The sequence below is a fragment of the Nocardiopsis valliformis DSM 45023 genome (genome assembly GCF_000340985.1).
GTDB classification, from domain to species: domain Bacteria; phylum Actinomycetota; class Actinomycetes; order Streptosporangiales; family Streptosporangiaceae; genus Nocardiopsis; species Nocardiopsis exhalans.
Genome location: NZ_ANAZ01000004.1, coordinates 405,844 through 426,478 on the forward strand (window position 1 = coordinate 405,844; position 20,635 = coordinate 426,478).

Annotated in this window: 22 protein-coding genes; 21 read left to right on the forward strand and 1 reads right to left on the reverse strand. The window is 71.0% G+C overall.

Annotated features, from left to right (window positions below):
- Window positions 1-92: 92 nt before the first annotated feature.
- The 9 genes from hisD (at window position 93) to D457_RS0106460 (ending at window position 10,062) form a co-directional block, all read left to right on the forward strand.
- Window positions 93-1,400 (forward strand): histidinol dehydrogenase, encoded by a 1,308-nt coding sequence (gene hisD / locus D457_RS0106420; RefSeq protein ID WP_152514151.1) that lies wholly within the window; start codon window positions 93-95, stop codon window positions 1,398-1,400.
- Between the two features lie 124 nt (window positions 1,401-1,524).
- Complete coding sequence (locus D457_RS0106425; RefSeq protein WP_017579823.1) at window positions 1,525-2,607, forward strand: histidinol-phosphate transaminase; 1,083 nt, start codon at window positions 1,525-1,527, stop codon at window positions 2,605-2,607.
- Between the two features lie 85 nt (window positions 2,608-2,692).
- Window positions 2,693-3,286, forward strand: coding sequence for an imidazoleglycerol-phosphate dehydratase HisB (gene hisB / locus D457_RS0106430; protein WP_017579824.1), 594 nt, complete (start codon window positions 2,693-2,695; stop codon window positions 3,284-3,286).
- Entirely contained in the window at window positions 3,287-3,448 is a 162-nt protein-coding gene (locus D457_RS36375; RefSeq protein ID WP_017579825.1) for a hypothetical protein, read from the forward strand.
- Between the two features lie 76 nt (window positions 3,449-3,524).
- Window positions 3,525-4,175 carry an imidazole glycerol phosphate synthase subunit HisH gene (gene hisH / locus D457_RS0106440; protein ID WP_017579826.1) on the forward strand — a complete coding sequence of 217 codons (651 nt, stop codon included), beginning with the start codon at window positions 3,525-3,527 and terminating at the stop codon, window positions 4,173-4,175.
- A gap of 72 nt (window positions 4,176-4,247) precedes the next feature.
- Window positions 4,248-5,006, forward strand: a complete 759-nt coding sequence (priA, locus tag D457_RS0106445) for a bifunctional 1-(5-phosphoribosyl)-5-((5-phosphoribosylamino)methylideneamino)imidazole-4-carboxamide isomerase/phosphoribosylanthranilate isomerase PriA (protein ID WP_017579827.1) — start codon at window positions 4,248-4,250, stop codon at window positions 5,004-5,006.
- Window positions 5,003-5,776, forward strand: a complete 774-nt coding sequence (gene hisF / locus D457_RS0106450; protein WP_017579828.1) for an imidazole glycerol phosphate synthase subunit HisF — start codon at window positions 5,003-5,005, stop codon at window positions 5,774-5,776. The genes priA and hisF overlap by 4 nt, the downstream gene beginning before the upstream one ends.
- Window positions 5,777-6,178: 402 nt before the next feature.
- Window positions 6,179-8,215: an ABC transporter ATP-binding protein gene (locus D457_RS0106455; RefSeq protein WP_017579829.1), complete on the forward strand. Its 2,037-nt coding sequence runs from the start codon at window positions 6,179-6,181 to the stop codon at window positions 8,213-8,215.
- The gene (locus D457_RS0106460; protein WP_017579830.1) at window positions 8,212-10,062 is read left to right on the forward strand and encodes an ABC transporter ATP-binding protein; all 1,851 of its coding nucleotides are present in this window, start codon (window positions 8,212-8,214) and stop codon (window positions 10,060-10,062) included. The genes D457_RS0106455 and D457_RS0106460 overlap by 4 nt, the downstream gene beginning before the upstream one ends.
- Window positions 10,063-10,200: 138 nt before the next feature.
- On the opposite strand, the gene D457_RS0106465 is transcribed toward D457_RS0106460, so the two are convergent.
- Window positions 10,201-11,199, reverse strand: coding sequence for a hypothetical protein (locus tag D457_RS0106465; protein ID WP_017579831.1), 999 nt, complete (start codon window positions 11,197-11,199; stop codon window positions 10,201-10,203).
- 118 nt (window positions 11,200-11,317) lie between these two features.
- Between D457_RS0106465 and hisI the strand changes: the two genes are divergently transcribed.
- From hisI to D457_RS0106525, 12 genes are all read left to right on the forward strand, one after another.
- Window positions 11,318-11,662 (forward strand): phosphoribosyl-AMP cyclohydrolase, encoded by a 345-nt coding sequence (hisI, locus tag D457_RS0106470; RefSeq protein ID WP_017579832.1) that lies wholly within the window; start codon window positions 11,318-11,320, stop codon window positions 11,660-11,662.
- 122 nt (window positions 11,663-11,784) lie between these two features.
- The gene (locus D457_RS0106475; protein WP_051072878.1) at window positions 11,785-12,453 is read left to right on the forward strand and encodes a Trp biosynthesis-associated membrane protein; all 669 of its coding nucleotides are present in this window, start codon (window positions 11,785-11,787) and stop codon (window positions 12,451-12,453) included.
- Entirely contained in the window at window positions 12,453-12,740 is a 288-nt protein-coding gene (locus tag D457_RS0106480) for an HGxxPAAW family protein (protein WP_017579834.1), read from the forward strand. Before D457_RS0106475 ends, D457_RS0106480 begins: the two co-directional genes overlap by 1 nt.
- Window positions 12,741-13,006: 266 nt before the next feature.
- The gene (locus D457_RS0106485; RefSeq protein WP_017579835.1) at window positions 13,007-13,405 is read left to right on the forward strand and encodes a CD225/dispanin family protein; all 399 of its coding nucleotides are present in this window, start codon (window positions 13,007-13,009) and stop codon (window positions 13,403-13,405) included.
- 149 nt (window positions 13,406-13,554) lie between these two features.
- Window positions 13,555-14,028 carry a DUF2752 domain-containing protein gene (locus tag D457_RS0106490; RefSeq protein WP_152514159.1) on the forward strand — a complete coding sequence of 158 codons (474 nt, stop codon included), beginning with the start codon at window positions 13,555-13,557 and terminating at the stop codon, window positions 14,026-14,028.
- A gap of 151 nt (window positions 14,029-14,179) precedes the next feature.
- Window positions 14,180-14,704 (forward strand): CD225/dispanin family protein, encoded by a 525-nt coding sequence (locus D457_RS0106495; RefSeq protein ID WP_017579837.1) that lies wholly within the window; start codon window positions 14,180-14,182, stop codon window positions 14,702-14,704.
- Between the two features lie 80 nt (window positions 14,705-14,784).
- Window positions 14,785-15,366 (forward strand): DUF2752 domain-containing protein, encoded by a 582-nt coding sequence (locus tag D457_RS0106500; RefSeq protein ID WP_017579838.1) that lies wholly within the window; start codon window positions 14,785-14,787, stop codon window positions 15,364-15,366.
- A gap of 199 nt (window positions 15,367-15,565) precedes the next feature.
- Window positions 15,566-16,372 (forward strand): indole-3-glycerol phosphate synthase TrpC, encoded by an 807-nt coding sequence (gene trpC / locus D457_RS0106505; protein ID WP_017579839.1) that lies wholly within the window; start codon window positions 15,566-15,568, stop codon window positions 16,370-16,372.
- Window positions 16,373-16,634: 262 nt separating this feature from the next.
- Window positions 16,635-17,852: a tryptophan synthase subunit beta gene (trpB, locus tag D457_RS0106510; protein WP_017579840.1), complete on the forward strand. Its 1,218-nt coding sequence runs from the start codon at window positions 16,635-16,637 to the stop codon at window positions 17,850-17,852.
- Window positions 17,852-18,664 carry a tryptophan synthase subunit alpha gene (gene trpA, locus D457_RS0106515; RefSeq protein ID WP_017579841.1) on the forward strand — a complete coding sequence of 271 codons (813 nt, stop codon included), beginning with the start codon at window positions 17,852-17,854 and terminating at the stop codon, window positions 18,662-18,664. Before trpB ends, trpA begins: the two co-directional genes overlap by 1 nt.
- 371 nt (window positions 18,665-19,035) lie before the next feature.
- On the forward strand, window positions 19,036-19,545 hold the full coding sequence (locus tag D457_RS0106520; protein WP_017579842.1) for a MauE/DoxX family redox-associated membrane protein: 510 nt from the start codon (window positions 19,036-19,038) through the stop codon (window positions 19,543-19,545).
- Window positions 19,546-19,622: 77 nt separating this feature from the next.
- Window positions 19,623-20,606, forward strand: a complete 984-nt coding sequence (locus D457_RS0106525) for a DsbA family protein (RefSeq protein ID WP_017579843.1) — start codon at window positions 19,623-19,625, stop codon at window positions 20,604-20,606.
- Window positions 20,607-20,635: the final 29 nt, after the last annotated feature.

The window sequence follows — 20,635 nt, forward strand, 5'->3', positions numbered from 1 at the left end:
TCGCGCCGGTCGCGCGGGTCCCGAGCGGGTGTGGTGTCCATCATCCGGACACCGCCACCCATGGATTGGGCCACGCCCCCTAGACTGGGGCCGTGATCAGTCGAATCGACCTCCGAGGCTCCTCAGGCGACCCGCGCGACGCCCTTCCGCGCGCCGAAATCGATGTGGCGGACGCCACTGAACGCGTCCGACCCATCTGCGATGACGTGCGCCATCGCGGAACCGAGGCTTTGGTCGAACTCACTGAGCGCTTCGACGGCGTGCGGCTCACCGACATCCGCGTTCCGAAGAACGCCATCGACTCCGCGCTCGCCGAACTCGACCCTGCCGTGCGCGCCGCGCTGGAGGAGTCCATCCGCCGCGCCCGCAAGGTCCACCACGAGCAGCGCCGCCAGACCCACACCACCCAGGTCGTACCCGGCGGAACCGTCACCGAGAAGTGGATCCCGGTCAACCGCGTCGGCCTCTACGTGCCGGGCGGCCGCGCCGTCTACCCCTCCAGCGTGATCATGAACGTCGTCCCCGCCCAGGAAGCGGGTGTGTCCTCCCTCGCGGTCACCTCACCGCCTCAGAAGGACTTCGGCGGCCTGCCCCACCCGACCATCCTCGCCGCCTGCGCCCTGCTCGGCGTCGACGAGGTGTACGCGGTTGGCGGAGCCCAGGCCGTGGCGATGTTCGCCTACGGCACGGCCGACTGCGAGCGCGCGGACATGGTCACCGGCCCCGGCAACATCTGGGTGGCCGCCGCCAAACGCCTGCTTAAGGGCGTCATCGGCATCGACGCCGAGGCCGGACCCACCGAGATCGCGGTCCTGGCCGACGCCACCGCCAACCCCGACTACGTCGCCGCCGACCTCATCAGCCAGGCCGAGCACGACGTTGTCGCCGCCTCCGTCCTGGTCACCCCGGACGAGGCGCTGGCCGAGGCGGTCACCGAACGCCTCGCCGCGCGCGTGGCCGCCACCAAGCACAGCGAACGCGTCCGCGAGGCGCTGTCCGGCCCGCAGTCCGGCATCGTCCTGGTCGACGACCTCGAACAGGGCCTGGCCGTCGTCGACGCCTACGCGGCCGAACACCTGGAGATCATGACGGCGGACGCCCCGGCCTGGGCCGCGCGCGTGCGCAACGCCGGAGCGATCTTCGTCGGCGACCACTCCCCGGTCTCCCTTGGCGACTACGCCGCCGGGTCCAACCACGTGCTGCCCACCGGCGGCTGCGCCTGCCACACCGGTGGCCTGAGCGTGCAGACCTTCCTGCGCGGGGTGCACATCGTCGAGTACGACCGTGACGCGCTGGCCGACGTCGCCCATCACGTCATCACCCTGGCCGAGGCCGAGGACCTGCCCGCGCACGGCGAGGCCGTCGCCGCCCGCACGGGCCATCGCTCCGACCGGGACTAGAAACCAGTCCAGGACCGAACGCGACCACGACGACGGGAGCGGGCGGGCCCGGGGACGGTGTGACCACCGCCGGTCACACCGGACCCACCCGCCCCTCCCACGACTGACCACGAGTGTGAAACCAGTGAGCTTCACCCTGAACGACCTGCCGCTCCGCGACGACCTGCGCGGACGCTCGCCCTACGGCGCTCCGCAGCTGGACGTGCCGGTGGTCCTCAACACCAACGAGAACCCGCACGCTCCCTCCCCGCGCCTGGCCAAGGCGCTGGCCGAGGCGGTCGCCGACACCGCCCTGGGGCTGAACCGCTACCCCGACCGGGACGCGGTACACCTGCGCGAGGGTCTGGCCGCCTACCTCGGCCACGGCCTGACCGCCGCCAACGTCTGGGCAGCCAACGGCTCCAACGAGATCCTCCAGCAGCTACTCCAGGCCTTCGGTGGCCCGGGCCGCACCGCGATGGGCTTCGAGCCGTCCTACTCCATGCACCCGATCATCTCCCGGGGCACCGGGACGGGCTGGGTGGCCGTGCCGCGCGACGCCGACTTCCGCATCGACGTGGACGCCGCCCTGGCCGCCATCGCCGAGCACCGGCCCAGCGTCATCTTCCTGACCTCGCCTAACAACCCCACCGGCACCGCCCTGGAGATCGCCGACATCGAGCGCATCGCCCAGGCCGCCCCCGGCGTGGTGGTCGTGGACGAGGCCTACGCCGAGTTCCGCCGCGCAGGCAAACCCAGCGCTCTGTCACTGCTTCCGGACCACCCGCGGCTGATCGTTTCGCGCACCATGTCCAAGGCCTTTGCCCTGGCCGGGGCCCGCGTGGGCTACCTCGCCGCGCACCCGGCCGTGGTCGAGGCCCTCCAGTTGGTCCGTCTGCCCTACCACCTGTCCGCCGTCACCCAGGTGGTCGCCGTCACCGCCCTGGACCACGCCGACGAACTCCTCGGGGCCGTCGACGACCTGCGCACCGAACGCGACACTCTCGTCGAGTGGCTGCGCGCCCAGGGCTTCTCCGTCGCCGACTCCGACGCCAACTTCGTCCTGTTCGGTGAGTTCGAGGACCGCACCCGCGTCTGGCAGGACCTGCTCGACCAGCAGGTCCTTATCCGCGAGACCGGCCCGCCCGGCTGGCTGCGCGTCACCGTCGGCACCGCCGAGGAGATGGCCGCCTTCCGTACGGCCTTGCTGAAGGCAACCGGCCGCTGACCCACCCTGGTCGGTAGCCCACCGGTAGCCCGCAGGCAACCCACCACAGAACCTCACCACCGCACCACCGAGAAGGACTGGCACCATGAGCCGCACCGGGCGCATCGAACGCGCAACCAAGGAAACCAAGGTCCTGGTCGAGGTCGACCTGGACGGCACCGGCGTCGCCGACGTCTCCACCGGTGTCGGCTTCTTCGACCACATGCTCGACCAGCTCGCCAAGCACGGCCTGTTCGACCTCACCGTGCGCACCGAGGGCGACCTGCACATCGACTCGCACCACACCATGGAGGACACCGCCCTGGCCCTGGGCGCCGCCTTCCGTGAGGCGCTCGGCGACCGGGCGGGTATCCGCCGCTTCGCCGACGCCAAGGTGCCCCTGGACGAGGCTCTGGCCGAGGTGACCGTCGATGTCTCTGGCCGCCCCTACCTGGTGCACAGCGAGCCCGAGGGCATGGCCCCGATCATCGGCCGCGACTACGACACCACCATGACCCGGCACATCTTCGAGTCCTTCGTGGCCCAGGCGCGCGTGGCCCTGCACATCCACGTGCCCTACGGCCGCAACGCCCACCACATCGTGGAGGCCCAGTTCAAGGCGTTCGCCCGTGCCCTGCGCTTCGCCACCGAGAGCGACCCGCGCGTCACCTGGGTGCCCTCCACCAAGGGCGTCCTGTAGATGGACACCGACCTCTGGGGTCTGTTTTTCCTGGTCCTGGCCGGTTTTCTCGCGGGCGGCGTCTACGCGATGTGGGACAAGAGCCGGGTGCTCGCGATCGCCCTGGGCGGCTGCGTCGCCCTCGCCGCGGTCTCCGGCGTGCTGCGGCTCGGCTACTTCTAGGCCGGTGGCCCTCACACCGTCACAGCCCCGCTCCGCAAAGCCCGCTTTCCTCACCAACCGAAGGGCACGCACTCGAATGTCACGTGTGGTCGTCTTTGACTACGGGTCGGGCAACCTCCGCTCGGCCCAGCGCGCCATGGAGCGCACCGGCGCCGATGTCACCGTCACCTCGGACCCGCACGCCGCGCTCGACGCCGACGGGCTCGTGGTCCCCGGCGTGGGCGCCTTCAGCGCCTGCATGTCCAGCCTCAAGGCCGCGGGCGGCGACCGGATCATCGGCCGCCGTATCGCCGGAGGCCGTCCGGTCCTGGGGATCTGCGTGGGGATGCAGGTCCTCTTCGACCACGGTGTCGAGCAGGCCGACGTCCGGGCCGAGGACCGAGTCACCGAAGGCTGCGGCGAGTGGCCGGGCGCCGTCGAACACCTCCAGGCGCCCGTCGTCCCCCACATGGGCTGGAACACCGTCACCCCGCCCGAGGGCTCACGCCTGTTCGAGGGCATCGGCCCGCAGGACCGCTTCTACTTCGTGCACTCCTACGCGGTCCGCCGCTGGGAGTTCGTCAGCCACAGCGACCGCGTCCGCCCGCCCCAGGTGACCTGGGCCGAGCACGGTGAGCCGTTCGTGGCCGCGGTGGAGAACGGTCCGCTCAGCGCCACCCAGTTCCACCCGGAGAAGTCCGGGGACACCGGGGCCCGCGTCCTGGCCAACTGGGTCGACACCCTCTAGAGCCCCTCGCGGGACGTGCGTCCCCGCGTTCCCACACCAGAACCCGTACCAACCGAGCACGAGAAGGCATCCATGACCGGCGAGCACACCCCGTCGACCCCCGCACTCGAACTGCTTCCCGCCGTGGACGTGGCGGGCGGGCAGGCCGTCCAGCTCGTCCAGGGCAAGGCGGGCTCTGGCGGGCAGTACGGCGACCCCTTCGAAGCCGCCACCGCCTGGCAGAACGCCGGGGCCGAGTGGATCCACCTGGTGGACCTGGACGCCGCCTTCGGCCGTGGCCACAACCGTGACCTGCTGAGCGGCATCGTCGGCCGCCTCGACGTCAAGGTCGAGATGTCCGGCGGCATCCGCGACGACGAGTCGCTGGCCGCCGCCCTGGCCACCGGCTGCACCCGCGTCAACATCGGCACCGCTGCCCTGGAGAACCCGGAGTGGTGCGCCAAGATCATCGCCGAGCACGGCGACAAGATCGCCATCGGCCTGGACGTGCGCGGCACCACCCTGGCCGCCCGCGGCTGGACCCGGGACGGCGGTGACCTGTTCCAGACCCTGGAGCGCCTGGAGGCCGAGGGCTGCGCCCGCTACGTCGTCACCGACGTCAACAAGGACGGCACCCTCAAGGGCCCCAACCTGGACCTGCTGCGCACCGTGTGCGAGCGCACCGACAAGCCGGTGGTCGCCAGCGGCGGCGTGTCCAGCCTCGCCGACCTGGAGGCCATCGCCACCCTGGTCCCGCTGGGTGTGGAGGGCGCCATCATGGGCACCGCCCTGTACGAAGGCGCCTTCACCCTGGAGGACGCCCTGGCCACGGTGCGGGGTGCGGACCGGTGAGCCTGGCCATCCGAGTCATCCCCTGCCTGGACGTGGACGCCGGGCGGGTCGTCAAGGGCGTCAACTTCGAGAACCTGCGAGACGCCGGTGACCCCGTCGAGCTCGCGGGCACCTACGACGGCGGCGGCGCCGACGAACTCACCTTCCTGGACGTGACCGCCTCCAGCGGTGACCGGGAGACCACCTACGACGTGGTGCGCCGCACTGCGGACCAGGTGTTCATCCCGCTGACCGTCGGGGGAGGGGTCCGCGCCCCCGAGGACGTGGACCGGCTGCTGCGCGCGGGCGCCGACAAGGTCGGGGTGAACACCGCCGCGATTGCCCGCCCCGAGCTGATCGCGGAGATCGCCGAACGCTTCGGCCGCCAGGTCCTGGTGCTCTCCGCGGACGTGCGCCGGGTGCGTGAGGGCGGTGAGCCCACCCCGAGTGGTTTCGAGGTCACCACCCACGGCGGACGCCGGAGCACCGGTATCGATGCCCTGGAGTGGTGCGAGCGCGCCGCCGAGCTGGGCGCCGGTGAGATCCTGCTCAACTCCATGGACGCCGACGGCACCAAGGCCGGGTTCGACCTGGAGCTGATCCGGGCGGTGCGTGCCCGGGTGGACGTCCCGCTGATCGCCTCGGGCGGCGCGGGCGCGGTGGAGCACTTCGTCCCGGCGGTGGAGGCGGGGGCGGACGCGGTACTGGCCGCGACCGTCTTCCACTTCGGTGAGTTCACCATCGCCGACGTCAAGAAGAGCCTGAGCGAGGCCGGATACCCGGTTCGGTAACGGCTGGTGGCAAGAACGGGCGGCATCGAAAGGCCGCCCTCCAGTACTTCCCGAACCACCTCGGATGCATCGAGAACCCGGGCCGTGAGTTCGCCGGGGAGCTGGACGGACAGCGCCGCTCCTCACCCCGCCCGCCCCACCGTCCCCCCACACATTGCGGGCCCGGCACACCGACCACGGTGTTCCGGGCCCGACGTGTGCACACCCAGCCAACCCGGGGAAGTTCCAGTTGGACGGAATAGGACGGATGCGTCCCGTGCTGAAACAATCCGGTGGAAGCTGTCGGTGCCGCTGGATAGGTTGGCCCGACACGCGCCCCGTGGCCTTCGGCATGCCCGAGGCCGGTCGGGGCGTTGCTTGCTGAGGCCGGAGCGAGCCGGTCGAGAACGGAAGCGGGGGCGTATGGCGCAGGGCACCACGACGGCGAACGGGGAGAGCCGGGAGGAGGCCTCACCCGGCGGCCCGGCGGACGAAGGAACCTCCAGACCGATCGCGGACCCCCAGCACAAGGGGGTCTTCACCCGCGGGATGCGCGTCCTGGGTGTCGCCGCCCGCACCGAACCGTGGATCTTCCTCGCAGCCGTCACCGGAGCCATGCTGCACGCCGCCGTCAACGTCGGCTCCGCGTTCGTCCTCGGCTACCTCACCGACAACACCATCCTCCCGGCCTTCACCGCCGGGGAGACCACCGCGGCCGCCCTGATCACCGCGGCCGCGCTGCTCATGGCCGTCGGCATCGGCAAGGCCGTCGGCCTGGCCATCCGGCGCCTGCTCGCCGGACTCATGCAGTTCCGCATGCAGGCCCGCTACCGCCGCGCCGTCGCCCGCAAGTACCTCGAACTCCCCCTGTCCTGGCACCACCGCCACCCCACCGGCCAGCTCCTGTCCAACGCCAACGCCGACGTCGAGGCCGCCTGGCAGCCCCTGGCCCCGCTGCCCATGGTTGTGGGCAGCGTGTTCATGCTGCTCATCGCCGCTGTCGCCATGGTCGTCACCGACCCGGTCCTGGCCCTGGTCGCCTTCGTCGTCTTCCCGGTCCTGGCCGCCGCCAACGTCATCTTCCAGCGCCGCGTCTCCCCGATGGCCTCCCGCGCCCAGGCCCTGCGCGCCGAGGTCAGCGGGGTCGCCCACGAGTCCTTCGACGGCGCCCTGGTCGTCAAGACCCTCGGCCGCGAGGACACCGAGACCGAGCGCTTCACCGAGTCCGCCCACCGCCTGCGCGACGCCCTCATCCAGGTCGGCCGCATGCGCTCCATGTTCGACCCCTTCACCGAGGCCCTGCCCAACTTCGGTGTCCTGGCCGTCCTCCTCCTGGGCATGTGGCGCCTGTCCACCGGGGCCATCGAACCCGGCGAACTCGTCCAGATCGCCTTCCTCTTCACCCTCCTGGCCCTGCCCCTCCGCTCCTTCGGCTGGCTCCTGGGCGACCTGCCCCGCAGCGTCGTCGGCTGGGACCGCGTCCAGTCCGTACTGCGCGCGGACGGCACCATGGAGTACGGCAAGCGGACCCTGGACGGCTCCGCCCGCGGCATCGCCCTGAGCGCCCGCGGCGTCACCTTCACCTACGCCGACGCCTACGACGCCGAGGGCGGCGGCCGTGACCTCATGGACACCGGCGCCGACCAGGCCCGCACCACCGTGCTCAACGGCGTCGACCTCGATATCGAACCGGGCCGCACCGTCGCACTCGTCGGCCCCACCGGATCGGGCAAGTCCACCCTCACCACCGTCCTGATGCGTCTGGTCGACCCCGACACCGGCACCGTCTCCTACGACGGCGCGGACCTGCGCGACCTCGCCCGCGACCAGGTGCCCAACCACGCGGCGCTCGTACCCCAGGGCACCTTCGTCTTCGAGGACTCCGTCCGCGACAACATCACCCTGGGCACCGCCGGAATCGACGACGACCAGGTCTGGGCCGCCCTGCGCCTGGCCCGCGCCGACGGGTTCATCGCCGAACTCGACGGCGGACTCGACGCCCGGCTCGGCGAGAAGGGCACCACCCTGTCCGGCGGCCAACGCCAGCGCCTGGCCCTGGCCCGCGCCATCGTCCGCCGCCCCCGGCTGCTGATCATGGACGACGCCACCTCGGCCGTGGACCCGCAGATCGAGGCGCAGATCCTGGCCGGGCTGCGCGAACGCGACGACGCCGCGACCGTGGTCGTGGTTGCCTACCGCCGCGCCACCATCGAACTCGCCGACGAGGTCCTCTACATGGAGGGCGGGCGCGTCCTGGCCCGCGGCACTCACACCGAGCTCCTGGAAACCTCCATCGGCTACAACAAGCTCGTCACCGCCTACGAACGCGCCTCGGCCGAGAACGAGGCCGAGCGTGAACCCGTCCCGGAGGAGCCCGGACCCACGGAACCACACCGCCGCACCACCGGAGGACCCAGAACCGGACACGGAACCGACGGCACCGAGGAGAGCAGCCGATGAGCGCACCAACCCAGGCCCGCCCCGACGACAGATCGGAAAAAGCGGCCGACGGTCGGCGCACCGAACGCGACCCCATCCTCTCCCTGCACCGCAACGAGGACTCCGCACTCGGCACCATCAAGCGCGGCCTCCAACTCTCCCCGGAGTTCGCCAAGGGTCTCTGGATCACCCTGCTCTTCGCCGTGGTCGCCACCGGGGGCAAGGTCATCGTCCCGGTCGCCGTCCAGCAGATCATCGACAACGGACTCTCCGGGACCAGCGGCCCCGACCTGGTCTTCGTCACCCGCATGGTGTCGGTCTGCGCCGGGCTGCTCGTGGTCACCATGGTGTGCTCGTACCTGATGAACCTGCGCCTGTACCGGGCCACCGAGTCCGGTCTGGCGACCCTGCGCCGCAAGGCCTTCCGGCACGTGCACGACCTGTCCGTGCTCACCCAGAACAGCGAACGCAAGGGCGCCCTGGTCTCACGCGTCACCGGCGACGTCGACCAGATCAGCACCTTCATGCAGTGGGGCGGCCTGCTCCTGCTGGTCAGCACCGGCCAGCTCCTGGTCGCCACTACCCTCATGGCGGTCTACTCCTGGCAGCTCACCATCGTGGTGTGGGTCTGCATCCTGCCGCTGCTCTTCGGCGTGCGCTGGCTCCAGAAGCTTCTGTCCAAGGCCTACCTCAAGGTCCGCGAGCGCACCGGCGACATGCTCGGCGCCATCGGCGAGACTGTCATGGGCGCCGCCGTCATCCGCGCCCACGGCACCGAGGAGCGCACCGCCGGACGGATCGACACCACCGTCCTGGCCACCCGTAAGGCCCAGGTGCACGCCCAACGCCTGTCCATGGCTGTCTCGCCCTTCGCCGAGATCGTCGCGGCCGTCGGCAACGTCGCCGTGGTCCTGGTCGGCGTGTGGCTGGGCATCGGCGGCGACCTCACCGCGGGCCAGCTCATCGCCTTCCTGTTCCTGATGACCCTGTTCATCCAGCCGATGATGATGGCCACCGAGATCTTCAACGAGGCCCAGAACGCCATCGCGGGCTGGCGGCGCGTGCTCGGGGTCCTGGACACCGTCCCCGACATCGCCGACCCCGGCGAGGCCGGGCGCGTCCTGCCGCGCGGGCCGGTCCGGGTCGGCTTCGACAGGGTCACCTACTCCTACCCGGAGGGCCCGGTCGTCCTGGACGACGTGGACGTGGAGATCACCCCGGGCACCCGGGTCGCGGTCGTCGGTGAGACCGGGTCGGGCAAGACCACCTTCGTCAAGCTCCTCACTCGGCTGATGGACCCCGCCGCCGGAACCGTCCGCCTGGACGGGGTGGACCTGCGCGAGGTCGCCTTCTCCTCCCTGCGCAGCCGGGTCGTCATGGTCCCCCAGGAGGGGTTCCTCTTCGACAGCTCCCTGGGTGACAACATCCGCTTCGCCCGCCCGGAAAGCACCGACGCCGAACTCGAGGCCGCCATCACCGAGCTGGGCCTGTCCGACTGGCTGGGCAGTCTCGCCCACGGCCTGGACACCCCGGTCGGCCAGCGTGGCGAGTCCCTGTCCGCGGGGGAGCGCCAGCTCGTGGCGCTCGTGCGCGCCTACATCGCCGACCCTGACCTACTGGTCCTGGACGAGGCCACCTCGGCCGTGGACCCGCACACCGAGGTCCGCATCCAGCGGGCCCTGGACCGGCTGACCCGCGGCCGCACGTCGGTGGCGATCGCCCACCGCCTCTCCACCGCCGAGGCCGCCGACCGCATCCTGGTCTTCGACGACGGCCGGATCACCCAGAGCGGCACCCACAGCGAACTCGTGGACCAGCCGGGTGTCTACGCCGACCTGTACGCCTCCTGGGTACGCTCCTCGGCCTGACCGCTCAACGGCTGGTTCGGGCGCCGAAAGTTCCTGCCTTGCTTGTGGCGCCCGAACACGCGCCAAAGTCAGGAGCTGGACTGCGCCGTAGGCGTCCGTTGAGGGTGGTGGCGGGCGACGGGTGGGCGGAGGCGCAAATCAAACACAGTCCTTCCACCAGTGGGCGGCTAGCAGCTCCGCCACCAGCGGTTCGGTCAGCAGGCTGACGTCCGGGTCGCTGTCACCCGGGTAGCGCACGCTCAGCGCCACCCCCGGCACGCGTTCGCGTCCGGGGGTGGGTCCCACCGCCACGAACGCCCCGCGCAGCTGCCCCAGGTGCTCGGCGAAGCGCTGATCGTAGGTGGAACCGGCGAACAGCAGCGCACGGTAGTCCGTCACCGCGGCGAGGTGGCGGTCCGTGTGCGACCACTCGCCGGTCTCGGCGGAATGCGCGACCCGGATCGGCCCCCGGCGCAACACCTGAACCCCCTGCTGGGCCGAGGCCAGCCGTTCGGCCGGGGCCACCAGGTGCACGCCGTCGGGGGAGTCCAGCACCTTCGCCGCCTCGGGCACCCACCCCGGGGCGCTCTCCAGCAGGACCCGCGAGGCGTTGGCCACACGCTGCACCAGACCGGGGAAGTTGGCGCTGCCCCCTGAGGAGGGTGCGCCCAGCCTGTGGCCGAGCAGCAACAGCAGCGCCAGGGCGTGCTGGTAGGCGCGACAGCCCAGGCCAGAGCCCTCCTCGCCGGCCCGCAGCGGTACCAGCAGGTCCGCGTACCGGCCCACCACCGTGTCCTGGTCGGGCGCTAGCACGATCACCGGGGAACGTCCCACGTACCGGTCCAGGACCGCGTGCAGCTCACGCTGGCCCCCGCCCAGACTCACTGCCACCACGAGCGTCTCCGGACCGGCGGGCGGCTCCTCGGTCGAGGTGGAGAAATCGGTGTGGGCCGCGATGCCTCCGCGCCGCAGCCGCGCCGCCGCCACCTCGCAGGCGTACCGGGCCGCCCCCAGACCGAGGAAGCGCACCGACGCGGGTTCGTCCTCCAGCAGCGCGGGCAGCGCGGCGTAGGGGTCCCAGCGCGGGAAGCGCTGGGCGAGCTCGGTCAACGCGGCGGGTTTCCCCGCCAGGTCGGCGGCCAGGTACTCGGCGGTCACGAAAGCTCCCAAGCTGGCAGAACCGTTGAAACGGCGACGTCACGGACGCACGAACTCTAACCTTCCGCAAGCCGAACCCGGTGAGCATCGCCCGTGCATCGGCCATAACCTGGAGAGCATGAGCGTCACCAACCTCGACCCGGCCATCGCCGCACGTCTGAAGCGCACCGCGGACGGCCTCGTCCCCGCTGTCGTACAACAGCACGACACCGGGGAGGTGCTCATGCTGGCCTGGATGGACGACGAGGCCCTGCACCGCACCCTCACCACCCGCGATGCCACCTACTGGTCGCGCAGCCGCGGCGAGTACTGGGTCAAGGGCGCCACCTCCGGACACACCCAGAGTGTGGTTTCCGTCGCACTCGACTGTGACGGCGACACCCTGCTGGTCCGAGTCGACCAGACCGGCGCCGCCTGCCACACCGGCGACCGCACGTGCTTCGACGCCGGACGGCTGCTGTGACCCCGCAAAAGCCAGAGACCGCCGCGGCCGCCTCCGAGTCTGCCGCCGAGACCGTCGAGACCGTCGAGAAGGCCGCCGAGAAGGCCGCCGTCTCGCGGGTCCGCCGCGAGTACGGGGTGAGCATGCTCGCCCTGGCCGCGGGCGCCGCGCTCATGTTGGCCGCTTCCGGCCGAGTCTGGGCCACCGGCGAGCTCAGCTCGCCCGGGCCGGTGGCCGCCGTGCCCGTGGACATCACCGGAACCGACCTGACCGGTGCCCTCAGCGGCCTCGGCTGGGCCGGACTCGCCGGGATCGCGGGCCTGTACGCCGCCCGCTCCTGGCTGCGCCGCGTCGTCGGCCTACTGATCGCGGTGTGCGGTGTGTTCGCGCTCACGTCGCTGTGGTCGGCCACCCGCCCCGGGGTCCTCACCGACGCCGTCCTGGCACTGGCCACCGACACCGCCGGCGCCGCCCAGAGCGCGGGCGCACCCGAACTCCACGCCCTGGGCCCCGCCATGGGAGCAGCCGGTGCTGTCCTGCTGATCCTGACCGGCCTGATCGCGGTAGTGCGTGCCCCTGCCTGGCCCGGCATGGGAAACCGGTACGATCGGGACGCCGCACCGCGTCCGCGCCAGGCGCAGACACCTGCCGACCTGTGGAAATCGCTGGACGCCGGTGAGGACCCCACACTTGGCGCCCCGGACGACGGCACGCCCGCCGCCACCGCACCGGCGGCCCGTACCGAAACCGGTGACGACACCGAACCCGCACCGCTGGCCGAGGGGCCAGCCCAACCCAAGGAGAGCCACTGATGGCCGACGAGCACCACGAAGAACACGACGACCACGGCAACACCGTTTCCGCCTGGTTCCTGACCCTCTCCTGGATTGTCGCCTGGACCGTGGCCGCCGTCGCCATCATCTTCGGTGGTGACCTGGTGGTCTGGACCGTCATCGCCCTGGTCGCCAGCGTCGCCCTCGCGGCCGTCGCCGGTGTGATGAAGAAGGTCGGCCTGGGCCGCAAGGAGCCCCGCCCGATCCCGCCGACCCGCGAGGAGTGGGAAGCGGACCGTAAGTCCGCCACCGCGGGCGGTAAGTAGCCGAAACCCGGGCCCAGGCACGGAACTCGCAGCTCACAACGGGTGAGTAACGGGAAATGGACGAAGGTCCCATAAGGCGGGTACATTCTCCACACCGGTCCAGTTGCCGCTTTGAGCCTGTTCGGCGCTGTCTCGTCGTTCCGGAGTCATTCTCATCCGGCCGCCGTTAGGCCCGGTTCGATCTCACCCTGCCCCCGCCGGGCATGCGTGCCCTTCGGTCGTGCCGGGCCAAACCCCTTGTCCTCTTCTGGAAAGACTCTCCACTCATGAGCTATGGTCCCCCGCCTCCCGGCAACCCTGGCCAGCCCCCCGGCGGCACCGGCGGCTACGGCCCTCCCCCCGGCGGTCCCGGCGGTTACGGTCCGCCCACCGGCGGCCAGCCCGGTTACGGCGGGCAGCCCGGCGGAACCCCGCCCGACAACGGCCTCACCTGGGCCATCGTCGCCGTCTTCTGCTGCTGGCCGTTCGCGATCCCCGCGATCGTCAACGCCGCCAAGGTGAACGACCTGTGGAACCGCGGTGACCAGGGCGGCGCCCTCGAGGCCCAGACCCAGGCCAAGAAGTGGACGAAGATCGCGTTCATCCTCGGCTCCATCGGGTGGGTGCTGGCCATCGTCTTCTACGGGTTTCTCGCCGTGGTAGCGGTCAGTACCAGCACGTACTAACCACCGCTGGAGCGGTCAGCCGACGCTCTGTCCCCCGCGCATCGTGAAGGTGCGCGGGGGCATCTCCGTTTCCGGCGCCTATGCTGGTCCCTGTGCACTCCAACGACGGTTCGGCCGCTCAGTCGCGTCCGACGACGACCGACCCCCACATGACGGCCACGCCCCCGCAGAAGGGCACCGAGCGCCTGGACCGGCTGCTGCGGTCGCTGCATCCCGCCGTGTGGCCGGTGGGTCTCGGCGTCCTGGGGCTGGCGGGCGCCACGCTCCTGCACTTCGTTGACCCCAACGAGCCGGGCAACTACCCCACCTGTCCCTGGCTGCTGCTCACCGGAACCTTCTGCCCCGGCTGCGGCAGCATGCGCGCCATCGCGCTCACCACCCACGGTGACGTCCTCGGCGCGATCAGCATGAACCCCCTCCTGGTGCTGCTGGTCCCCTACATCGCGGTGACCTACGCCCTCTGGCTCGCCCGTTCGGTCAAGCCGCCCAAACGCAGGCCCAAACTCACCCCCGGGTGGTTCCTCTGGGCCATGACCATCGTCATCACCGCGTACTGGCTCGTGCGCAACCTGCCCTGGTTCTCCTTCCTGGCCCCGGGCACCCCGCTCTTCCCCGGCTGGTGACCAGACCGCCACAAGGCGACCCGATGGACGCGGGTCCCCCGCCAGGGGTACGTTCACCTCAAAGCCTCGGTCACCGTCGGCGAGCGGGCAGGCACCGCCGCCGACCGACCAGCATCGACCCCTTCGCTCCCTCCCGGAAAGACAGACGCTCATGAGTTACGGCCCTCCGCCCTCCGGCGACCACGGAGGCCCGCCGCCCGGCGAGGGCTACGGCCAGCCCAGCGGCGGCTACGGTCAGCCCACCGGAGGTTACGGCCCGCCCGCCCCGGAACACGGCTACCCCACCGGTGGCTACGGTCCTACCGCCCCGGGCTACGGCCCTCCGCCCCCGGAGCTCCACGCCCAGATGCCCGGCCCCTACGGCCAGCCGCCGGCCCCCGCGCCCTACGGCCCGCCCGGTGTCTACGGTGTGCAGCCGCCCGTGGGCGAGCCGCCCAAGAACTACATGGTGATCAACATCCTGGGCATCCTGGGCTGCCTCAGCGTGCTCGGGATCATCGGCCTGATCTTCTCCCTCCAGGTCAACACCAAGTGGCAGTTCGGCGACTACGCGGGCGCCGAGTCCGCCGCCAGCACTGCCAAGGTCCTCGGCATCATCAGCATGGTCGGCTTCGTGCTCGTCGCCCTCTACGTGCTCATGTTCATCTTCGGGGGCATGTTCGCGATCTTCGCGTAGGAGCCGGGCACCGGACCAGTGACCGGCCGTCGGCCCCGCCCCCCGGACGCGGGGGCGGGGCCCGGAAGTAGGCTGACAGCGTGCAGCAGGATGATCACCCCTCGAACCCCCAGCCGGGTCCGGCTCGGGGATCACAGCCCGAGCCGCCCTCAGGCCCACAGCGGCGGCCGCGCACGATCCAGGACGGGCCCGCCCCGCTCCCCAGGAGCCGGCTCGAAGCCCGGATCGACCGCATCGCCGAGCGCGCCCACCCCGCCACCTGGCCGCTCAGCCTGGCCGCCGTTGCCCTGGCCGGGGCCGTCCTCCTGCACGTCGTGGACCCCAATGAGCCCGGAAACTACCCCACCTGCCCCTGGTTGCTGCTCACCGGGACCTTCTGCCCCGGCTGCGGAACCATGCGTGCCGTCGCGCTCCTGACCCACCTGGACGTCCTCGGCGCGCTCGGTATGAACCCGCTGCTCGTCCTCCTGCTGCCCTTCCTCGCCTACACCTACCTCCGCTGGCTGATCCGCGCCCTGCGCCCGCGCGCACGGCCGCCCGAACCCGGCTCCACCTGGATCGTCTGGGCGATCCTGGTGTCCTTCGTCGTCTTCTGGATCGCCCGCAACCTGCCCTGGTTCTCCTTCCTGGCACCCGGAACCCCGCTTCTGCCCACCTGGTGACCCACATCCGCCCGGCGTGGTGACATGGGGGCGGCGACCCCCCAGCCCCCAAGGGTGGATACGATGACCAGCACACGGTGTGACAGCTGAGCGCCCGAGTCCGCCCAGCCCGCCGCGTCCGCACCCGGACCACCGCGTCCGGGGCCGGACCCGGACCGACCACCGTGAACCGAACCCATGGACGAGGGAGCTAGAACTGGTGAGCGTGCTCGACGAGATCCTCGACGGAGTACGCGCTGACCTGGCGCAGCGACAGGCGGAACTCCCCCTGGACCGCCTCAAGGCGCAAGCCGAGTCGGTGCCCGTCCCCAAGGACGCCGAAGCCGCCCTGCGCCGCCCCGGCGTCCACGTCATCGCCGAGGTCAAGCGGGCCAGCCCCTCCAAGGGCCCGCTGGCCTCCATCAGCGACCCCGCGGCCCTGGCTCGCGACTACGAGGCCGGCGGCGCCACCCTGATCAGCGTGCTCACCGAGCAGCGCCGGTTCAACGGCAGCCTGGACGACCTGCGCGCCGTCCACGCCGCGGTGGAGACCCCGCTGCTGCGCAAGGACTTCGTCGTGAGCTCCTACCAGCTGTGGGAAGCCCGCGTCTTCGGCGCCTCCGCGATCCTGCTCATCGTCGCCGCCCTCACCCAGGAGGCCCTGGTCTCCCTGGTCGAGCGCGCCCGTTCGCTGGACCTGACCCCGCTGGTCGAGGTCCACGACGAGGAGGAGGTCGCCCGCGCCCTGGACGCCGGAGCGACCGTCATCGGCGTCAACGCGCGCAACCTCAAGACCCTGGAGGTCGACCGGGACACCTTCGCCCGGCTCGCCCCCCTCATCCCGGCCGACCGCGTCAGGATCGCCGAATCCGGCATCCGTGGCCCGCACGACCTGCTGGCCTACGCCGGAGCCGGAGCCGGAGCCGTCCTGGTGGGCGAGAGCCTCGTCCGCGGACGCAACCCGCGCGAGGCCGTCGCCGACCTGGTGACCGCCGGTGCCCACCCCGCACTGCGCGACCGGAACTGACGGGGAAAACACGATGGGAACGACGAAGACGCACACGGAGCGGGCGCGGACAGCCACCGCGCACCCGCTTTGGCGTCGATGGCGATGGCTCTAGGGAGCCCGTAGGCACAGCCCGCGGGTTCCCGTCGCCGCGTTGACCCGAACCAACTCGCGCCGCCGGAGCCAGGCGGCGCACAGCCTTGGTCGGCGCGCGGCCCCCCGCGGCGCGACGCCTCGGGGGGACCTTCCGCGGTCGGCCTCCTCTTTCCCAGGAGAACTTCCCATGAGCCACGCCCAACCGGTGCCCGACGACCGCGGGCACTACGGCCGCTTCGGTGGCCGGTTCGCCCCCGAAGCCCTCATCGCCGCCCTCGACGAGGTCGAGGCCGAATGGGCCAAGGCCAAGGACGACCCGGCCTTCCACACCGAGTTCGACGAGCTCCTCAAGAGCTACGCGGGACGCCCGAGCCTGCTCACCGAGGCCCGCAACTTCTCGAAGCACGCCGGTGGCGCCCGCATCCTGCTCAAGCGCGAGGACCTCAACCACACCGGCTCGCACAAGATCAACAATGTGCTGGGCCAGGCGTTGCTCGCCAAGCGCATGGGCAAGACCCGCGTCATCGCCGAGACCGGTGCCGGCCAGCACGGCGTGGCCACCGCCACCGCCTGCGCCCTGATGAGCCTGGACTGCCGCATCTACATGGGCGAAGAGGACACCCGACGCCAGGCGCTCAACGTCGCCCGCATGCGCATGCTCGGCGCCGAGGTCGTCCCGGTCACCATCGGCAGCCGCACCCTCAAGGACGCGATCAACGAGACCTTCCGCGACTGGGTGGCCAACGTCGACCACACCCACTACCTCTTCGGGACCGCGGCCGGACCGCACCCCTTCCCCAAGCTCGTGCGCGACCTGCACTTCACCGTGGGCGCCGAGGCCCGCGAACAGGTCCTCGAACTCACCGGGAAGCTGCCCGACGCGGTCGCCGCCTGTGTCGGCGGCGGCTCCAACGCCATCGCGATCTTCGCCGCCTTCATCCCCGACGAGAGCGTGGCCCTGTACGGCTTCGAGGCCGGGGGAGCGGGAGCCGACACCGAGCAGACCGCCGCCTCCATCACCGCGGGCAGCCCCGGCGTCTTCCACGGGGCCCGCACCTTCGTCCTCCAGGACGAATACGGTCAGACCCTGCCCAGCCACTCCATCTCCGCCGGACTCGACTACCCGGCGGTGGGCCCCGAACACGCCCACCTCGCCGACACCGGCCGGGCGACCTACGAGCCCATCACGGACAGCGAGGCCATGGAGGCCTTCCAGCTGCTCTGCCGCACCGAGGGCATCATCCCCGCGATCGAGAGCGCCCACGCGCTGGCCGGAGCGCTCAAGCTCGGCCGGCGCCTGGGACCCGACGCCGTCATCCTGGTGAACCTCTCCGGGCGCGGCGACAAGGACGTCAACACAGCGGCCGCCTACTTCGGCCTCGTCGACTCGGAGGGACAGGCGTAATGGCCGCGACCACACTCCAGACCAAGCTCGCCCAGGCCCGCGAGGCCGACCGCGCCGCACTCGTCGGCTACCTGCCCGCCGGGTTCCCCGACGTCGACTCCTCGATCCGGGTCATCCAGGCCATGGTCGAGGGCGGCTGCGACGTCATCGAGGTCGGCCTGCCCTACTCCGACCCCATGATGGACGGCCCCACCATCCAGCGCGCCGCCGACCAGGCGCTGGCCTCGGGTACCACCACCGACGACGTCTTCCGGGTGGTGGAGGCCACCGCCGCCACCGGGGCCGCCGCCCTAGTCATGTCCTACTGGAACCCGATCGAGCGCTACGGGGTGGACCGCTTCGCCACCGAACTGGCCAAGGCGGGCGGGGCCGGGGTCATCACCCCCGACCTCATCCCCGAGGAGGCCGACGAGTGGTTCGCCGCCTCCGACGCCGCCGGGCTGGACCGCATCTTCCTGGTCGCGCCCTCCTCCACGGACCGGCGCCTGGAGCTCACCACCCGCGCCTCCAGCGGGTTCGTGTACGCGGCCTCGCTGATGGGCGTCACCGGCACCCGCACCCAGGTCGCCGACACCGCCGAAACCTTGGTGCGCCGCACCCGCGAGGTCACCAAGGACTCCGGTCTGCCGATCTGCGTGGGCCTGGGCATCTCCACGGCCGCCCAGGCCGCCGAGGTCGCCGCCTACGCCGACGGCGTCATCGTGGGCGCCGGGTTCTGCCAGCGCATCCTGGACGCCCCGGACCTGGAGACCGGACTCATCGCTGTCCGCTCCTTCGCCGAGGACCTCGCCGGGGGCGTCCGGTCCCGGTAGACGAGCCCTCCGGTCCCGCTTCGGAGACCTTTGACACCGGCGGTGGGCCGCCCCTTTCTGGGGCGACCCACCGCCCTTTCTGTTTCCCGGACAAGTGCAGTCGCGCCTGGTCAAGCACAAGGTTAAAAGCGTGAGAATCGGGTGAGAGCGACCCCCGAAACCGTCCGAAACAGCCACCCGGCAAGCGATTCGGTGGTGTGATGGCGGTGTCCCCGCCGCCCCGGGACCTCTGGCCCCGCACCGGAGCCCACCGCCCCGTGTCGCAGGGTCACTACACACAGTAGGCTTGGCTTCGATACTCAGAGCGACAAAAAGCACACCCAAAGCCATGGTTCGCGTGCGACCGACCCCCTCTCCCGAAGGCCTGAAAGATGACGGACACCAACGACGACGCCCTCACCACCCAGCAGCCCACCCGCTGGGAGACCGTCCAGCCCTGGCTCACCCTCGCCTGCCGGATCGGCCTCGCCGCCGTCCTCATCACCGCCGCCGTCACCAAGTTCCCGCCCGCCCTGTCCGCGCAGGCGGTCGAGGCCTACGACCTCTTCCCCACCGAGGTCGCCCAGCTCATCGGCTACACCCTCCCCCTCTTCGAACTCGCCCTCGCCCTGTTGCTCCTGATCGGCCTGGCCACCCGCTACGTCGGCGCCGTCAGCGCCCTGCTCATGGTCGTCTTCATCGCCGGAATCCTCTCCGCGATGGCCCGCGGCCTGAACATCGACTGCGGCTGCTTCGGCGGCGGCGGGCAGGTCGAACCGGGCGAGACCACCTACGGGATCTCCATCGCACGCGACATCGCCTTCTTCGCCATGGGCACGGTCATCGCGATCTGGCCCCGTTCCCCCTTCGCCCTCGACCGCGTCCTCGGGCTCTTCCGGTGACCCCGGAACACGTGCCCACCGGATCATCCGAAACGACGGTCGACCACTCCAAGTAGAACCAGAAACAGAGGAAGACCATGGGGAGTGAAGCGCGCAAGCGCTCCCGCGAGAAACTCAGGGAACAGCGGGAGAAGGAGAAGCGGGCCGCCAAACGCAACCGGACCCTGATCGTCGTCGGCGCCGCCGTGGCAGTCGTCGTGCTCATCGTCGGTATCGGCTTCGCCATCCTCAACTCCGACCGCTCCAATGGCTACGACGGACCGCTGGCCGCCCAGACCCTCCAGGACGACGGCAGCGTCGTGATGGGTGAGGAAGGCGCCTCCGCCCCCGTGGTCGAGGTCTACGCCGACTACCAGTGCCCGGCCTGCCGCCAGTTCGAACTCCTCAACGGCGACGTCCTCAAGCAACAGGCCGCCGAAGGCAACGCCATCGTGCACTACCGCACGGTCAGCATCTTCGCCCAGCAGCCCGTTCCCACCAGCTCCAACTCACTCCGCGCCGCCGCCGCGGGCCGGGCCGCCGCCGACCACGGCGTCTTCGTCGAGTACAACGACCTCCTCTTCGAGAACCAGCCCAACGCCGAGAACGAGGGCTACACGGTCAGCAACCTCAAGGAGTGGTTCCGCGAGACCGACGCCACCGAGGAGCAGGCCGCGGAGTTCGACGAACGCCTCGACGCCGAAGCCGCCGTCGTCACCGAGTTCACCGAGGATTTCCTGCCCGATCTCACCGTCGACGCCACCGAACAGATCGGCGAGGAGAACATCGGCCCCATGGTCCTGACCGACCTCATCAGCTGGGGAGCGGACAACGGCCACGACCCCTCCTTCCTGGAGGGCACCTACACGGGCGAGATCATCGACGCCACCGGGACGGCCTACACTCGCTACAGCGGAGAGAACGAGTTCCGCGGCACCCCCTCCGTCTACATCAACGGCGAGTTGCTCGACAACAACACCGCCATGACCGCCCGGGGCCTGAAAGAGGCGATCGCCTCCGCCGGAGACGGCGAAGTCGACACCCGGCCCATGGGCGAGGACGACGGGGGCGACACGGAGTAGAACCCCTGAACAGACCCCCCGCACGCGGG

Excerpts from the sequence above, each read along its gene's own strand:
- D457_RS0106520 (WP_017579842.1), top strand. The coding sequence starts at position 19,036 with ATGACGGACACCAACGACGACGCCCTCACCACCCAGCAGCCCACCCGC.
- hisH (WP_017579826.1), top strand. The coding sequence starts at position 3,525 with ATGTCACGTGTGGTCGTCTTTGACTACGGGTCGGGCAACCTCCGCTCG.
- D457_RS36375 (WP_017579825.1), top strand. The coding sequence starts at position 3,287 with ATGGACACCGACCTCTGGGGTCTGTTTTTCCTGGTCCTGGCCGGTTTT.
- D457_RS0106495 (WP_017579837.1), top strand. The coding sequence starts at position 14,180 with ATGAGTTACGGCCCTCCGCCCTCCGGCGACCACGGAGGCCCGCCGCCC.
- trpB (WP_017579840.1), top strand. The coding sequence starts at position 16,635 with ATGAGCCACGCCCAACCGGTGCCCGACGACCGCGGGCACTACGGCCGC.
- hisB (WP_017579824.1), top strand. The coding sequence starts at position 2,693 with ATGAGCCGCACCGGGCGCATCGAACGCGCAACCAAGGAAACCAAGGTC.
- D457_RS0106490 (WP_152514159.1), top strand. The coding sequence starts at position 13,555 with ATGACGGCCACGCCCCCGCAGAAGGGCACCGAGCGCCTGGACCGGCTG.
- hisI (WP_017579832.1), top strand. The coding sequence starts at position 11,318 with ATGAGCGTCACCAACCTCGACCCGGCCATCGCCGCACGTCTGAAGCGC.
- D457_RS0106475 (WP_051072878.1), top strand. The coding sequence starts at position 11,785 with ATGCTCGCCCTGGCCGCGGGCGCCGCGCTCATGTTGGCCGCTTCCGGC.
- D457_RS0106480 (WP_017579834.1), top strand. The coding sequence starts at position 12,453 with ATGGCCGACGAGCACCACGAAGAACACGACGACCACGGCAACACCGTT.
- D457_RS0106525 (WP_017579843.1), top strand. The coding sequence starts at position 19,623 with ATGGGGAGTGAAGCGCGCAAGCGCTCCCGCGAGAAACTCAGGGAACAG.
- D457_RS0106460 (WP_017579830.1), top strand. The coding sequence starts at position 8,212 with ATGAGCGCACCAACCCAGGCCCGCCCCGACGACAGATCGGAAAAAGCG.
- trpA (WP_017579841.1), top strand. The coding sequence starts at position 17,852 with ATGGCCGCGACCACACTCCAGACCAAGCTCGCCCAGGCCCGCGAGGCC.
- priA (WP_017579827.1), top strand. The coding sequence starts at position 4,248 with ATGACCGGCGAGCACACCCCGTCGACCCCCGCACTCGAACTGCTTCCC.
- D457_RS0106455 (WP_017579829.1), top strand. The coding sequence starts at position 6,179 with ATGGCGCAGGGCACCACGACGGCGAACGGGGAGAGCCGGGAGGAGGCC.
- D457_RS0106485 (WP_017579835.1), top strand. The coding sequence starts at position 13,007 with ATGAGCTATGGTCCCCCGCCTCCCGGCAACCCTGGCCAGCCCCCCGGC.